Source organism: Marinobacter sp. NFXS11, from assembly GCF_040148675.1.
Lineage (GTDB): Bacteria > Pseudomonadota > Gammaproteobacteria > Pseudomonadales > Oleiphilaceae > Marinobacter.
This window is the reverse complement of record NZ_JAGDDV010000002.1, coordinates 509123-524134: the sequence shown is the minus strand read 5'-3', so window position 1 is coordinate 524134 and position 15012 is coordinate 509123. Positions and strand designations below refer to the sequence as shown.

The window sequence follows — 15012 nt, the reverse complement described above, 5'->3', positions numbered from 1 at the left end:
GGGGCGGGTTTTCCTCAGCCCGATGCGGAATCGGGCATATCCTCGGCACCCCGGCCTACAACCGGTAGCGGCCGGGCCGCGTTGACGACCTGGTTGCGACCCCGGGATTTTGCTTCGTAAAGCGCCTGGTCCGCCCGGTTCAGCCAGACTGACCAGGTCTCACCCTTGCTGACCTCTGCGACACTGGCACTGGCGGTTACCTTGATATCTTCCAGGAATGGCCGTGCGCTGATGCTGGTCAAAAGCTGATTCGCCAGCACATCGGCATCTTTCTGGCGGGTTTCCGGCAGCACGATCATGAACTCCTCACCACCAATCCGGAACAGCTGATCGCTCTCGCGCAGGCGGGATCTCAGGCGCAGTGCCATTTCCGTGAGCACCTTGTCGCCGGCCAGATGACCCCACTGATCGTTGATCGTCTTGAAGTAGTCAAGGTCCAGCAGAATCAGGCTGGAGACCCGCTCATACCGTTCCCGCATCTGAATCTGACCGTTGAGGATGTCGGCCAGTTGCGAGCGGTTCAGACAGCCGGTCAGGGGATCGGTGGTTGCCAGTCGCGTGAGTTCCTGCTGAAGCTTGCCCACCAGCCAGGCGAAAATCATGGCAAACAGGCACGTGAGGCCCAGCGAAAAGGTTATCCGCCAGAAGTCGGCCTCGGGAAATCGTAAAAAGGACACGACGGCCATAACGACAACGAAAACAATGTTGCTTCCAATCGCCTCCCTGAGCGGTAGCAAAAAGAACAGGGCCGTGGCCGCTGGGTAGGCCCAGTACAGGCCGGCATGGCCATTGATGTGTGTCGAGTAGGCGGCACTGACCACGGCGAGCAGGGGAAACAGACGGCCTTTGAGGAAGTAGGTGCCCCGGAACCTCAGGAATGCGATAACCAGAAGGGCGTTCGTGCAGAACAGGACCAGTACCGCGGAAAGCAGATAATGGGATTGCTGCCATTGCACCAGAACCAGGGGCGCTACGGCGATAAATGCCCAGAAATGCAGGTGATAGACCAACTGGCGCTTGAACCCCAGCACCGCGAGTGTCGGGTTGGTGGCAAGGGTGGAGGGTGGTACCGAAAAATTCACAGCATACTCCCGCTGTTTGAGTCGTATCCGCCCGCGTCCGGTGCCGGGACAGTCCTGAAGTCTAGCATGGCCGTTCATTTAATGAAGCAGATAGCGCCGTTTATGACCACCATTAGTTTTGTTCAGTTGGCCGCGCCTTGTCCACTTCGTTAAACTCCGCGGGACTGATTCAGGGACACGCCCAGGGACCATCCTATGACTGCTATTCACATCCGAGAACCGGCTCTGACGATCCGGGCAGGCCGGCGCGCGATGCAGCGCCTCAGGGAAAAGCCGCTGTCGCCCGAGGACGTGCATGTCATTCCGGGTGCTGCCGGTGGCCCCAAGGCTCTGGGAATAAGTGGCCTGGACAAAGCCATTTTCGGTGACTGGTTGCCAAGGGTTCCGCAGGAGCGATCATTGATCGGCTCGTCGATCGGCAGCTGGCGTTTTGCCGCGGTGGCTTCCTCCGATGACCCGAAAGCCCAGCTTGCCCGGCTGGCAGAACTTTATACCGCACAACGCTTTGCCAAGGGTGTCAGCGCTGCGGAAGTGAGCCGCAAGAGCGTGCTGTTTCTGGAAGAGCTGCTCGGTGGGCGGGAAGACGCCATTCTGAACCACCCATGGTACCGACTGAACGTTGTGGTCGTTCGCAGCCTTGGCATGCTGGCGGAAGACGCCCGGGGCCGGCTGGGGCTCGGCCTTATGGGCGCGATCAGCGCCAACATGGTCAGTCGTCGTCATCTGGGCAGGTTCATGGAGCGGGGCATCATCCATGACGCCCGCCTGAAAGCGCCTGTGTCCAAACTGGTGGATTTTCCCAGCCACGAGGTTGCGTTTAACCGCGATAACCTGTTGCCTGCTCTCCTGGCCTCCGCATCTATCCCACTGGTGATGTCCGGTGTCCGCAATATCCCCGGCGCGCCCGAGGGTGTCTATCGAGACGGTGGTTTGCTGGACTACCACCTGGATCTGCCTTACCAGCAGCCTGGCGTGGTGCTCTACCCGCATTTCACCGATAAGGTGGTTCCCGGCTGGTTCGACAAGTCCCTTCCCTGGCGGCGGGGCGACGCCTCCCGGTTGCAGGACGTGCTGCTGGTTGCGCCATCAAGAAGCTATCTGGAGTCCCTGCCTGACCGCAAGCTCCCGGACCGGAAGGATTTCGAGCGCTATGCCGGTGACGATGCCGGCCGGGAACGGGCCTGGCGTTCGGCGATTGCCGAGAGTGATCGCCTTGGCGATGAGTTTATGGAACTCACCGAAACCCGGCGCCTGCCCGATGTCATCAGGCCGCTCTGAACACAGGGCTTCCGAAAGAGTGACTATACTGGTGCAGTAAAGTCACGAATCGGGGAATATGTTATGTCGGATAAAAAACCGGTGGTCGCCAGCAAGACACCTTTCTCTGTGATGGTTGAGGCGGGCAAGAACTACTTCTGGTGTGCCTGTGGCCGCAGTGGTAACCAGCCATTCTGTGACGGTTCCCACAAGGGCACCGGGATAACCCCCATCAAATACGAGGCGGAGAAGAAAGAGTGGGTGTGGTTCTGCGGGTGCAAGCAAACCGGTAATGCCCCTCTTTGCGACGGTAGTCACAAAGCCCTCGATTAGAGTGCCATTCGTTGCAGGGTGCTTACCCTGAAGCCTGAGAGGCCGTGAACCGGGTCTTTCAGCGCCCGAACCCTGAGTACCACTGGAATCTCCGTCTCCTGGTCACGATGGACCAGGGAAAGATCGACGCGTTCAATGGAACTGTCACTGCGGGCGGCCGCCAGGGCTCGCCGGAAATTGTCCCGGGACGCCAGTGCAACAAGTTCCTCCAGGGGCTGGTTGACCAGATCGGCGGGTGCCTGGTCCAGAAGTTCGGCGATTTGCGGTGAAACAAAACCGATCCTGGCTGTTTCATCCAGTTCCCATATGACCGCTCCGGACAGGGCCACCAGATCCCGGCTCCGCTGCTCACTATCGTTCAGTGCTCGCCGAAGTATCGATTTTTCGACCTGAAAGTTGGCGATCTGATGGTCAGCACCAATTTCTCTCTGCTCCAGACCATGAATGTGAAGTGTTTGCCGGTATAGCCGCCGGTTCAGCACCAGGGTGAGGGCGGCCGCGAACACCGACAGGGCTGCACCGGCGATCCAGACGGTTCGTCGGGAGGCTTGGGCGACCGCTTCAAGTCCCTCTGGAGACGGTACGGTCGTGAGTATCCAGTTCTGATCCATTGGCGAAACTTCGGTACGCAGCGCCCGTGTCGGGTCCACCGAACCGTTGGTGCCCAGTTCCAACAGCGGCATCTTGGTATGTCGTTCGAGGGTGTCGATGCGCAGTCCGAGAGAATCCGGCAGGGTGTCGCTGAACAACGCCTGGAGCCAGGCCGACACGGGTTGGTTGTTGTCTCCCATCATCGACTGGTCCGGTACGTTGGCCAGTAGGCGATTCACCAGGGCCTGATGCTGGGCGTGATAACGCGCTTCGGCAAGCGCCGTGGCCCGACGTGCTTCAATGTTTGCAGTAATTCCGGTTACCAGCAGCCCGGCGGCGACCAGAAGCAGAGGAATCCAGATTCCTGGCCATAAGACCGGTCTGCGGAAACGGGCTGAAGTCGAGCTTTCCATGCCGGGCGTCCTTTGCGGCTAGGTCTGTACCCTCAGAACAGACCGACGTTACTCCTATACTCTAGTCCAGCTCGTGAAGAGAGGGAAATGCTCAGGTCCGGACTTTGCCAGCGGCGCCGTAAACCAGCAGGAACACGGCAAAAGCCGTGACAACAACGGAAGGGCCGGCCGGTGTGTCCAGGTGCCAGGACAGGCTCAGGCCGCCGCTGACCGCGACAAACCCGAACCCGACTGCCATGGCCGCCATGATCTCCGGATTGTGGGCCAGGCGCCTGGCGGTTGCCGCAGGAATGATCAGCAGTGCGGTAATCAGCAGCACGCCGACGATTTTCATGGCTACGGCGATGACCAGTGAGAACATCAGCATCAGAACCAGGCGAAGCCGCTCTACGGCAACGCCCTCCACCCGGGCGAGTTCTTCGTGAATCGTGCTCATCAGCAACCCCTGCCAGAGTACGGCAAGCAGCACAATGATCAGTGCCGCGCCGCCGTAGATCCACAGCAGGTCTTCACGGCTCATAGCCAGCAGATCCCCGAACAGAAGGCCGGTCAGGTCGACGCGGACATCCGGCATGAAGCTCAGCGTTACCAGGCCTATGGCCAGGGCACTGTGGGCCAGTATGCCCAGCAGGGTATCGGTTGCCAGAGTCCGGGTTCGTGACAGGAGTACCAGTGCCATGGCCAGCACCACACAGGTAATAATCACACCGAGGTTCAGCGGTACACTGATCAGGAAGCTAAGAGCGATGCCGAGCAGGGCCGAGTGCGCCAGGGTATCGCCAAAATAGGCCATTCGTCGCCAGACCACGAAACAGCCCAATGGCCCTGCTACCAGGGCCACGCCGAGTCCACCGATCAGGGCACGCCAGAAGAAATCGTCCAGAATCGCGTCAATGATGGGCATGGTCACACTCCGTGTGTCTGCTATCAACGACATCTCCGTGCAGATCGTGGCTGTGGTTGTGGTGATGGTGATAGACCGCGAGGGACTCTGCCACGGGGCGACCGAATGTTTCGATGAAGGCCGGGTCGTGGGAGATGTCCTCGGGGTAACCGCTGCAGCAGACATGCTGGTTAAGGCAGATAACCTTGTCGGTTGCTGCCATGACCAGGTGCAGGTCGTGGGAGATCATGATAACACCGCAGTTCAGGTCATCCCTTAACTGGCGTATCAGATCATACAATGACGCCTGGCCATTGATGTCGACGCCCTGGGCGGGCTCATCAAGGACCAGAAGATCCGGTTTGCGGGCCAGGGCCCGAGCCAGCAAGAGCCTCTGCTTCTCCCCCCCGGAGAGGTGGTGCACGGAGGCATGCAGCAGGTGTCCGACGCCGGTGCGGGCAAGGGCAGACTCACATTCCGCGAGGGACCGGCCGCTGAGCATCATGAAGCGCTTGACGCTCAGAGGCAGTGTGGCCTCGAGCGTGAGATGCTGTGGGACGTACCCGATCACCAGGTTCTTTTTCAGGGACACCTGACCCTCAGACACTTTCTGGATTCCCAGTACTGCCTTGATCAGTGTCGTCTTGCCTGCCCCGTTTGGACCAATGATGGTGATGATGTCGCCACGGTGAATCTTCAGGTTGACCCGATCAACCACGGGGCGTTCGTCAAACCGGACAGTAAGGTTCTCCAGGCTGACCAGAGGATCAGTCATGGCCCGGCTCCGACTGGCATCGGGGGCAAAGGCCGGCAATTTCAAGCGTCGTGGTCTCAGCCCGGAAGCCTTCCCCGGAAGCGGCTTTGCGAACTTCTGTTGACACCTCTGGAGCGGTCAGTTCGAGAACATTGCCGCAGGCGCGACAGATCAGAAACATGCCGGTGTGGCTTTCACCCGCATGGGTACATCCGATAAAGGCGTTAAGCGACGCGATGCGGTGCACCAGGCCATGCTGCTGAAGGAAATCCAGCGCGCGGTAAACGGTGGGCGGAGCAGCGTTATGACCATCGGAAGAAAGCTTCGCCAGCACATCGTAGGCGCCCAGCGGTTTGTGGGATTGCCAGATCAGCTCCAGCACTCGTTCCCGGATGGGCGTCAGTCGGGCATTCTGCCGCTGGCAAATGGTCCTGGCGTCAGTCAGGGCCTGACTGACACAGGCATCGTGGTTGTGAGGCCGGTAGGGAATAGCGCGGGCAGACATGGTCGAAATCCTGCAAAATTTGAAACATTATAACATTTGCAGAGCTGTCTGCCATGTCCGGCAGTGGAACAGGTCAGTGTCGGGACTTTACAACCAGGGATTCCAGAAATTCCAGATTCGGGATCCAGGCATGCTCACCTTCAACCTCGACCTGCATCAGATCCGCCGGCCCCGGTTCACCCTCCAGCTTCCTGACCTGGTCTTCTGCCAAACGGGCCTGGCTGGGAATGCCCTGGGTAACCAGTGCCATAAACGGGACTTCCTTGTGGTGGTCGCCGATGGTGTTGAGGACAACGATGCGGCCCCGATTATCGCCCGGAACGGTGAGGGCGCCGCCGTTGGCCGCATCGTATGAAATCACCGGAAGTTGCAGGCCCCGCCAGTCAAGGTAGCCAACCAGCCATTCTGGCGTGTTCGCGCCGGCATCAGCGCTGGCATAGTCGACCACTTCCGCAATCGAGACGTTGGGCAGCAACAGTTGCCGTCCGCTCATGGGAATCATGACGCAGGAGAGGGATTGGCTGTTGTCATTCATTGCGTGTTACCTCAGGCGGAGTCCCGTTTCTGCCGGCTCTTGAGCAGGCAGGATTCTTCGATGGTTTTTACCAGTTCCCGTGCCAGCTGCTCCGGGGTGCCACAGAAACCACTGCAACCGGTGGCGGCGACGGATTCGGGCATAGAGCTGTTGCCGCAGCTTGTGCTCTCCTGGACCCAGATCCGGCTACCGTAGGCTTTCAGTAAAGGCGCTGCAATAGCGCCATCATTACCCATGCCGGAAAAAAGAATAGCATGACAGCGCTGGCCGTAATGATCCGCTACGTTAAGCAGGACCTGATCGATAGAGGGGCCATAGGGCCCCGGCCAGGCATTGCTGGTTTCCGTCAGGGCACCCTGCTCGTTCAGCTTCCATTCGTGCTCCACCGGCATCAGCACGACATCACCATTCTTGACCCGGTAGCCTTCGTCGGCCCGCTTGAGCTGATAGTGGGCGTGGCGACCCAGTACCCGTGTAAGAACCTCGGTGAAGTTCCCATCTATGTGCTGGGCATAGATGAAGCCCACGGGCAGATTCGGCGGCAGGTGATCCAGAAACGTCTTAACCGCCGCCGGCCCTCCCAGTGAAGCGCCAAGAATCCAGACTTCCTCGGCCACCGAACCGGGTACTGCAGGCGGAATCCAGTGAGGCAGGCCCGGCGATGGCGTTGGTGGCGGCGTTTCCTGCTCCAGTTCTGCCAGAGTGGCTTCTGAGTCCAGCTCTTCCAGGTGCCCCAGTTGCTGCTCGAGCTTGCCCAGTAAACGTCGTTCCCAGCGAAAATACTCTGTACTTCCTGGCTTGGGTGCTTCATCCAGGCCGAACAGTACCGGTACGTCGGTATTTTCAAGCAGGTGATCGAACAATAACGGGTGATCGGCCTCGTCTTCGAGGGTGACCAGCCAGAGGCTGGCATCCGGGAATTCCGGGTAGCCCAGCAACCGGTCCGGATCTCCGGAAAAACGCACCTCCAGACCGAACTTCGATGTCGCGGCCTGCAGTCGGTGTCGCTGCAGAACCACATCCGAGACGATCCCGACCCGTGGCCGGCCAGTCAGGCCGGCCATCACTGACGTCCGGTCAGCCGCTCAATAGTCTCAAGCAACTCGGTTTCCTGGAACGGCTTGCCGAGATACTCGTTCACACCAATGGCCAGCGCGCGTTCGCGGTGTTTTTCGCCGGTCCGGGAGGTGATCATGCAGATCGGGGTTTCCCGCAGGTTGTCGTCATGGCGCACAAAGCTGGCAACCTCAAAACCATCCATCCGCGGCATTTCAATATCCAGCAGGATGATATCCGGTTTGTGATCCTGCAGTTGCGCGACCGCGTCCAGGCCGTCTTTGGCAGTGATGACTTCCATGCCGTTACGCTCCAGCAGTCGTGAGGTAACCTTCCGTACTGTAACAGAGTCGTCCACCACCATGACCACGGTAGCCTGTTCCTCATAGCGGGCAGACTCGCGGGCTTTCTCGAGATTGGCCAGTCGCTGGCGCTCGGACAGGATGTCGGAACGGATCATCGCAGGCAGGTCGAGAATCACCACCACGTTACCGTCACCCAGAATGGTGGCACCGGACACACCGCGTACCGAACTGAATTGAGGGCCAAGAGATTTAACAACGATCTCCCGGCTGCCCATCAGGTTGTCCACCTGCAGGGCCATGGGCTGCTCGGCGCCGCGCACCAGGATCACCGGCAGCGGCAGGGCCTGGCCCTGCAGCTTCGGATGGTGATCGCTGTTCAGCAGGCTGCCCAGATACTGGAGCCGGTATTCCTGGCCGGCGTATTCGTACATCGGCGCATCCGGCTTGTAGTATTCCTCAAGCTCGTAGGTGCTGACCCGGACAATACCCTCGATGGTGTTCAGCGGGATTGCGTAGAAATCCTCGCCGGTGGACACCATCAGCGCCCGGTTGACGGAAACTGTGAACGGCAGGCGAACCGTGAAGGTAGTCCCGCGGCCAACGGCAGAATCGATATCCAGGCTGCCACCGAGCTGTTTGATCTCGCTGGCAACCACGTCCATGCCCACGCCGCGGCCGGAAATCTGGGTCACCTGCTGGGCGGTGGAGAAGCCGGGCTGCAGGATAAACTGCAGGATTTCCCGCTCGGACAGGTCCTCGTCTTCCCGCAGCATGCCCTGCCGGATCGCTTTGTCGCGAATGACCGAAGAGGGAATGCCCGCGCCATCGTCGATCATCCTCAGGACAACGTCGCCGCCTTCACGCGTCAATGACAGAGTGACTTCGCCGGTTTCCGGCTTGCCGGCTTGCTTGCGGTCCGACGGGCTTTCGATGCCGTGGTCCAGTGCGTTCCGGAGCATGTGTTCCAGGGGCGCGATCATACGCTCGAGGATGTTCCGATCCATTTCGCCTTCGGCGTTACGGACATCGAAGTCGACTTTCTTGCCCAGTTCGCCGCTGATCTGGCGAACGATGCGCCGCAGGCGGGGCACCATGGAGGCGAACGGAATCATCCGGGTCTTCATCAGACCTTCCTGGAGCTCCGTGTTGATCCGGGACTGCTGCACCAGGAGGGTTTCGGTGTCCCGTACCCGGTCAGACAGGGTTTCCCGCAGGTCTGCAAGGTCCGAGGAGGACTCGGTCAGAGCCCGGGACAGTTGCTGGATAGAGGAGTAGCGGTCCATCTCCAGCGGGTCGAAGTCGTCGCCGTAATCCGGCCCGTGTTCTTTCTCGGCACTGAACAGGATCTGGGCTTCGGTCTCGATTTCCATCCGGCGCAGCTGCTCACGCAGACGCTCGATGGTGGCGGCCATTTCGTCCAGGGTATGACCAAAATCACTGGTCTGCTGTTCAAGCCGGCCACGGGTAATACTGGTTTCACCCGCCAGGTTGACCAGCTCATCCAGCAGCGGCGCGGACACCCGAATGGTCTCCTGTGCCGCCCGCTGTGCCTCGACTGCTTGTTTGCGAACCTTGGCCGGCGATTTTCCGGGCTTGGGTGCCGGTGCTACCGGTTTTTCTGCCTTGGCGGGAAGCGTCGGCTCTTCAGGCTTTTTCGGTTCCGGCGCGGCCGGGGCTGGCGCCGGCTGTTCGGCCTTTGCCGAAGGCACACCCATGCCGGACTCATAGCCCTTACGGATGTCGGCAACCAGGGCGATGATGGCGTCGTGATCTTCGGTAATGGCCTGCCACTGGGACTCATCCGGGGGATTGCCGCCAAGGTCAATCAGGCGGGTCTCAAAGGCGTGAGCCCTGTCGCCAAGCTGAGTCAGCTGGGACAGGCGCGCACCGCCTTTCAGCGTATGCAATGCACGCTGGGCTTCCTGGTTGAAGTTGTGGTTTGCCGGCTCCTTGCGCCAGTCATCAAGCAGCTGCTCGAGCTGATCCATGATTTCACCGGCTTCCTCCAGGAAGATTTCCAGTACTTCAGGATCGATCGCTTCCTGTTCCGATTCTTCACGGGGGGCTGCGGTTTCTTCGGTGGCAACCTCGTGGGCTGCCTGGAAGTCTTCAATAAGCCCGGTATCCGGTTCGGGCTTGCTGCCATCTTCCAGGCTGTTGAGCATGGTCTTTAGGCTGCCGAGTGCCCGATCGCTGAGGCTAAGCAGAGTCTTCTGGTTATTGGAGCCGGAAATCAGCGGATCCAGGGCGTCTGACCAAGCCTCTGCCAGGTTGGCAATGGGATCAACGTCAGAAAGCCGTGCACCGCCCTTGAGAGTGTGCAGCTCCTGCTGAAGCTGGGTCAGGCCGGTCAGTTCTTCCGGTTCGTCACGCCACTGATCCAGACACTCGCTAATGGCGTCGTAGATTTCCAGCCCTTCGTCCAGGAAGATGCCGATAAGATCGTCATCACTGGCCTGTGTCAGAGTCTCGCTGAGGTCGGGGGCTTCTGCTGACACCTTGGGAGGCGCCTCTGCGCTTTCGGCCTCTGCCGGCTGTTCCGGCTCTTGCTCACGATCATCGGACCACGCCGATTCGCCCCGAAGGATGGATTGGACGCGAGCGACCAGCTCCTCCGCCGGTGGGCAGGGCTTCTGGGTCGCCACCTGCTCGACCATTTGCGCCAGCCGGTCATGGCAGGCAAACAATAGGTCGTTCATGGCGTCGCTGGCTTCCAGCTGACCCTCTGCAACCTTTTCGAACAGGTCTTCGAGCACGTGGGTCAGGTCGCCAATGGGCTCCACGCCAGCCATCCGGGCGCCACCCTTGAGCGTGTGGACATCCCGCTGCAGTTCCGCGGCAATGCTCCGGTCCGACGGGTCTTCGGTCCAGGTGTGCAGGGCGCTGCCGGTAGAGTTGATCAGGTCGTAGGCTTCTTCCAGGAAAATGCCGACCAGCTCCGGATCCAGGTGCGAGAGATCCGCAACACCGTCTTCCACCTCGCCGGTTTCCGCGGTTTCAGGATCGGAATCGACGGGTTCCTCGACCTCCGGGAGCGGGGCCTGTTCTTCATCGTTGAAATCCGGTTCCGCTTCCTCTTCAGGGCTCGCAACATTGGTGACCGGGCGTGTTCCGGTGGCGCTGTCCATGTACGCCTGGATTTCGCCAATCAGATCCGGCGCAGGGCGCGGCGGCTCCTTGGCTTCCAGATTTTCGACCATGCCCGCAAGCCGGTCATGGCAGCGGAACAGCAGGTCTGAAAGCTCATCATTGATCGATAGCCGTTGCTCGGTCAGTCCCTCAAACAGGTTTTCCAACTCGTGGGAGAGATCGCCGACGGCAGGAATGTCGGCCAGGCGTGCACCACCCTTAAGGGTATGCAGATCCCGCTGCAGCAAACGAAGGATATCCAGATTTCCGGTATTTTCGCTCCAGCTCTGCAGCGCATCAGCGGTGCTGTCGATGAGGTCGCGGGCCTCTTCCAGGAAGATCTCCGCAAGCTCCTCGTCCATGTCGTCATCGGATTCGGACATTTCCGGAAGCGGCGGTTGTTCGGTCGCCGTTGGCTCTTCATTTGCCGGTACTTCGGTTTCATCCATCTCAAAGCTGAGATCGATTTCCTCGAGTTCACCGGTGAATTCCTGCTCGAAGGCGTCGGGTTCCTCGTTTTCTGTGCTCGGGGCCCGTTTCAGGTTTTCGAGCGCGGTAACCATGTCGTCGCTGGATTCCGTGGCAAGCCCGGCGGCCACCTGATCCATCATGTTGATCAGCTGTTCGTGAGCTGCCCGAACGGTCTCGAAAAAGGCTTCATCCGGCGCTTCATTGTGTCTGGCGGCGTCGTCATAGCTGTCTTTCAGGGCGCCCGAGAGTGCGGCAACGTCGCCAAGTCCGGCTTCTGAGGCGCCAGAGGTCAACTGTTCGAGCTCGGAACGCAACGGGTTCAACGACTCCATTTCGCCGGGGTTGTCCGCCCAGTGGTCGAGAATCCGGTCAGCATCCAGAACAATGTCGAGGCCTTCGTTCAGGAACAGTTGAACCAGCCGTGATGGAGCCTGCTGCGGATGCTGACGCGGGGCTTCCTCGCTGTGGCCGCGGAGTGTCTCATCCGTCAGTTGGTCCAGTTTCTCGAGGAAAGCTTCGGTGCCCGGCAGCGAGGCCTGCGGGTTCTCACGGATCTGGGCCAGCCCCTGAGTCAGGAAATCGCAGGCAGATTCGATCAGCGAAAGCACGTCGCGGTTTGCCCGCTTGTTTTGTGCCCGGGATTCCTTGACGAAGCGTTCCAGTGGTGTGATCACAGCTGCAATGGGAGCAATGCCGGCGGTATGGGCACTGCCTTTGAGGGTATGCAGGGCCCGGGAGAGATCATCGGTGTAGGTAACCGTGGTCTTGTCTCCGGCTGCTGACAGGAAATCCTTCAGGGTCTGCAGATGGGTCTCGGTTTCACTTTCAAAAATATCCAGCAATACCGGGTCGACCGCATCCTCTTCAGCCGTCTCGGTCTCTGCGCCTGAAGTGGTGGTCTCACCTTCGGCTACGGCTTCGGAGCCGTCCGATTCGGCCGCCGGCATCATGCTGGCATCGGGAATCTCACCGCTGGCCAGGGCGTTGGCGCGGGCTTCCAGGTGGGCGGTATCGAAGGAAGCCGCACGGCGCTTCTCAAAATCTTCGACCAGGGCCGGCAGGCTGGCGGTGACATCTTCCAGAAGACTGGCGATGTCATCGTTCATGAAGATGCTGCCGTCGATAACGCGGTTCAGCATGTTTTCCACGGACCAGGCCAATTCGCCAACAACCAACGCGCCGACCATACGGCCACTGCCTTTCAGCGTGTGGAAGGCACGGCGAACTTCCGACAGGGCGCTGCGGTCATCGTGCTGGCGCAGAAGCATCGGCAGGTATTCGCGAATGGTGTCCAGCACCTCACCGGCTTCTTCGACGAATATTTCAAGTATTTCATCGTCAATCAGGTCATCGTCTTCGGCGGATTCATCCAACACGGCCTCAGCGGCGGCTTCTTCATCAACGGATGCCGCGATGTCCTGCTCTTTTTCTCCCGGGTCGACGACTGTGTCTTCGACCTCGGGAGTTTCCGGCACCGTCACGGCATCGTCGTCGGTGCGACGGGTGGTTGCCATGGCTTCGGCCCGGTTGATGAGCTCGTCCACGTCGCCTGCGGTCTGGCCGTCCTTGAATTCACGGATCAGTGACGGAATGCGGGCATTGACCTCGTCCACCAGGGTAAACATGTCTTCGGTGGGGCGAATGGTCTGATCGATCACCCGGTTCAGCAGGTTTTCCACAGACCATGCCAGCTCGCCGATACTGGTCGCGCCAACCAGACGTCCGCTGCCCTTGAGCGTATGGAAAGCACGACGAACTTCGGTCAGAGCCTCACGGTCGTCGTGACTCTGGCGCAGACGGGGATAGAATTCATGAATGGTCTCGAGAACCTCTTCGGCTTCCTCAACGAAAATGCCGAGAATCTCATCGTCCAGGAGCTCCGTGTCCGAGCTTTTGGTTTCTTCCGGCGCGGCCGAAACGCTGGCTTCATCCTGCTCGTAAGACGGTTCAGCGACGGGCTCTTCCTGGGCCGTGGTTTCCGTCCAGGTGGGCTCAGCCCCGACCGGGAAGCCGAGGGAAGCGAGACTGTCCTCGGCAACCCGCAGAATCGAATCGTTTTCGCCAATCCCTTCAGCGAGGCGCTCCAGGTAATACTCGATGCTGGTAACCGCATCGGCCAGGATGTCGAGCTGCTTCCAGTCAGGAACCTGCTTGCCGTCCAGCAGAACATCGCTGATGTAGCGTTCTGCCGAGGCCAGCATGCTTGCAACCCGGTCCAGCGGGATCAGGCTGAGGCCACCGCGAATGCTGTGCAGCAGGCCGGGAACATGCTCGATTTCCCGGGTATCCCATTGCGAGGCAATAAAATTGACGATGGCGGATTTCACCTGTTCCAGGGTGTTCCGCGATTCCCGCAGCAGCGCGCCGCTGGCCTCGCCCAGTTCCCGGGAGCCCAGGTTAATCGGTGCATCGGAGGTTTCGTCTGCGGATGACTCCTGCTGACCTTCACTGTCCAGACCGGCAAGACTGGCTTCGACGTAAAGCAGTGCGCCGGCGATATCCATCAGCGTGCCATCGTCAACCAGCTCTGCCTGGGCGCTGAGTTTCTCAACCAGTTCAACCTGCTCGGTGATCACTTTCCGTGGTATGCCCAGACCCAGTACAGCCAGGGTATTGGCCACCTGACGCAGACCAGGCAACAGGTCGTCAAGCTCACTGTTCTGGCGGAGTTCTGAGCGGACAAACAGATCCAGCTGATCCTTCAGTTTCGCCAGCTCTTCATTGAGCGCGCCGACAACGGAATGAATGGCGTCGCGGCCGGGGCCGGACACTCTGGTTCGGGCGGCATCAACATCGTCTTCCGACGGCAGTGCCTGATTCAGCTGGTAGGCATCTCTCAGGGCACTGACCTGGGGGGAATCCAGATCTCGCGCACGGGCAACGTAGTAGAGCAGGTGTTTGAGCAGCGCTTCCGGTGCCGGTTGCTGAAGGATATCCGCGTGCTCGTCGGTGAGCCGTCGTATTTCACTGTCCAGCTCCCTGAGCAGGGATTTGACCGCCGCATTCACCGGATTCACGTGTGCCTGAAGTGTTTCCACGAACGCACTGGCTGCTTTCCAGAGCTCGCCCCGGGGCGTTTTCTGGCATAAACGCATCAGCCGTTGAATGACCTTCTGCATGTACTCGAAATGGGCATCGAGATCTGCTTCCCGGATGACACCGGCCAGCGCGAACTGGTACATCTGGCGTAGCTTACGGATATGGCCCAGGACTGTTGGATCCTGCAGGCGCTGGGAGACCTTCCCGGTCACGGTAATTCGCGAGGGGGCCAGGTCCGGTTTGAACAGCGAGGTATCAGACAGCAGGGATTCGCCACGGGCGGCCCGAAGGTCGTTCAGTAGTGGCAGCAGCACCATCGGGAAATCGTCCTGGCTGCTGGCCAGATGCTCGAGGTACTGGGGCAACTGCAGGATGGCCTGCATCAGGACTTCAACGGCTTCGTCGGTATTGGCAACGGTCTCGTTGAGTACGGCCTGGGTGAGCTTTTCCATCTCCTCGGTGAGCAGGGCTGCACCATAGAGCTCGACCATTTGCAGGGTGCCATGTACCTGATGGAGATAATTCAGGCAGAAGCGCAGGCGCGCGGTGTCGTCACGATTCTCGACATACGCTTCCAGTGCATGCTGACCCTGGGTCAGCGTGTCCTGTATCTCTCCCCGAACCCAGTCGAGGGCGATGCTGTCATGGTGATTGCCCAT

General features: G+C 59.9%; 10 protein-coding genes. 2 read left to right on the top strand and 8 right to left on the bottom strand.

Annotated features, from left to right (window positions below):
- Positions 1-14 precede the first annotated feature (14 nt).
- Positions 15-1082 (bottom strand): GGDEF domain-containing protein, encoded by a 1068-nt coding sequence (locus J3362_RS11465; protein ID WP_014578682.1) that lies wholly within the window; start codon positions 1080-1082, stop codon positions 15-17.
- A 195-nt stretch (positions 1083-1277) separates the two neighbouring features.
- Between J3362_RS11465 and J3362_RS11460 the strand changes: the two genes are divergently transcribed.
- Together J3362_RS11460 and J3362_RS11455 are read left to right on the top strand one after the other, a co-directional pair.
- Positions 1278-2360 (top strand): patatin-like phospholipase family protein, encoded by a 1083-nt coding sequence (locus J3362_RS11460; RefSeq protein ID WP_349519835.1) that lies wholly within the window; start codon positions 1278-1280, stop codon positions 2358-2360.
- Between the two features lie 63 nt (positions 2361-2423).
- A complete protein-coding gene (locus J3362_RS11455) occupies positions 2424-2672 on the top strand; it encodes a CDGSH iron-sulfur domain-containing protein (protein ID WP_349519833.1) in 249 nt (82 codons plus the stop codon).
- On the opposite strand, the gene J3362_RS11450 is transcribed toward J3362_RS11455, so the two are convergent.
- The 7 genes from J3362_RS11450 to J3362_RS11420 form a co-directional block, all read right to left on the bottom strand.
- Entirely contained in the window at positions 2669-3676 is a 1008-nt protein-coding gene (locus J3362_RS11450) for a PAS domain-containing protein (protein WP_349519832.1), read from the bottom strand. The two genes, J3362_RS11455 and J3362_RS11450, sit on opposite strands and share 4 nt — an antisense overlap.
- 91 nt (positions 3677-3767) lie before the next feature.
- Positions 3768-4580: a zinc ABC transporter permease subunit ZnuB gene (gene znuB / locus J3362_RS11445; RefSeq protein ID WP_349519830.1), complete on the bottom strand. Its 813-nt coding sequence runs from the start codon at positions 4578-4580 to the stop codon at positions 3768-3770.
- On the bottom strand, positions 4567-5334 hold the full coding sequence (gene znuC, locus J3362_RS11440) for a zinc ABC transporter ATP-binding protein ZnuC (RefSeq protein WP_349519828.1): 768 nt from the start codon (positions 5332-5334) through the stop codon (positions 4567-4569). The genes znuB and znuC overlap by 14 nt, the downstream gene beginning before the upstream one ends.
- Positions 5327-5818, bottom strand: coding sequence for a Fur family transcriptional regulator (locus J3362_RS11435; RefSeq protein WP_349519827.1), 492 nt, complete (start codon positions 5816-5818; stop codon positions 5327-5329). The genes znuC and J3362_RS11435 overlap by 8 nt, the downstream gene beginning before the upstream one ends.
- A 73-nt stretch (positions 5819-5891) precedes the next feature.
- Positions 5892-6353, bottom strand: coding sequence for a chemotaxis protein CheW (locus J3362_RS11430; RefSeq protein WP_008172769.1), 462 nt, complete (start codon positions 6351-6353; stop codon positions 5892-5894).
- An 11-nt stretch (positions 6354-6364) separates the two neighbouring features.
- Positions 6365-7417: a chemotaxis protein CheB gene (locus tag J3362_RS11425; protein ID WP_349519824.1), complete on the bottom strand. Its 1053-nt coding sequence runs from the start codon at positions 7415-7417 to the stop codon at positions 6365-6367.
- Positions 7417-15012, bottom strand: a complete 7596-nt coding sequence (locus tag J3362_RS11420) for an Hpt domain-containing protein (protein WP_349519822.1) — start codon at positions 15010-15012, stop codon at positions 7417-7419. Before J3362_RS11420 ends, J3362_RS11425 begins: the two co-directional genes overlap by 1 nt.

Coding starts and splice junctions, on each gene's coding strand:
- J3362_RS11460 (WP_349519835.1), top strand. CDS start 1,278: ATGACTGCTATTCACATCCGAGAACCGGCTCTGACGATCCGGGCAGGC.
- J3362_RS11455 (WP_349519833.1), top strand. CDS start 2,424: ATGTCGGATAAAAAACCGGTGGTCGCCAGCAAGACACCTTTCTCTGTG.
- J3362_RS11450 (WP_349519832.1), bottom strand. CDS start 3,676: ATGGAAAGCTCGACTTCAGCCCGTTTCCGCAGACCGGTCTTATGGCCA.
- znuB (WP_349519830.1), bottom strand. CDS start 4,580: ATGCCCATCATTGACGCGATTCTGGACGATTTCTTCTGGCGTGCCCTG.
- znuC (WP_349519828.1), bottom strand. CDS start 5,334: ATGACTGATCCTCTGGTCAGCCTGGAGAACCTTACTGTCCGGTTTGAC.
- J3362_RS11435 (WP_349519827.1), bottom strand. CDS start 5,818: ATGTCTGCCCGCGCTATTCCCTACCGGCCTCACAACCACGATGCCTGT.
- J3362_RS11430 (WP_008172769.1), bottom strand. CDS start 6,353: ATGAATGACAACAGCCAATCCCTCTCCTGCGTCATGATTCCCATGAGC.
- J3362_RS11425 (WP_349519824.1), bottom strand. CDS start 7,417: ATGGCCGGCCTGACTGGCCGGCCACGGGTCGGGATCGTCTCGGATGTG.
- J3362_RS11420 (WP_349519822.1), bottom strand. CDS start 15,012: ATGGGCAATCACCATGACAGCATCGCCCTCGACTGGGTTCGGGGAGAG.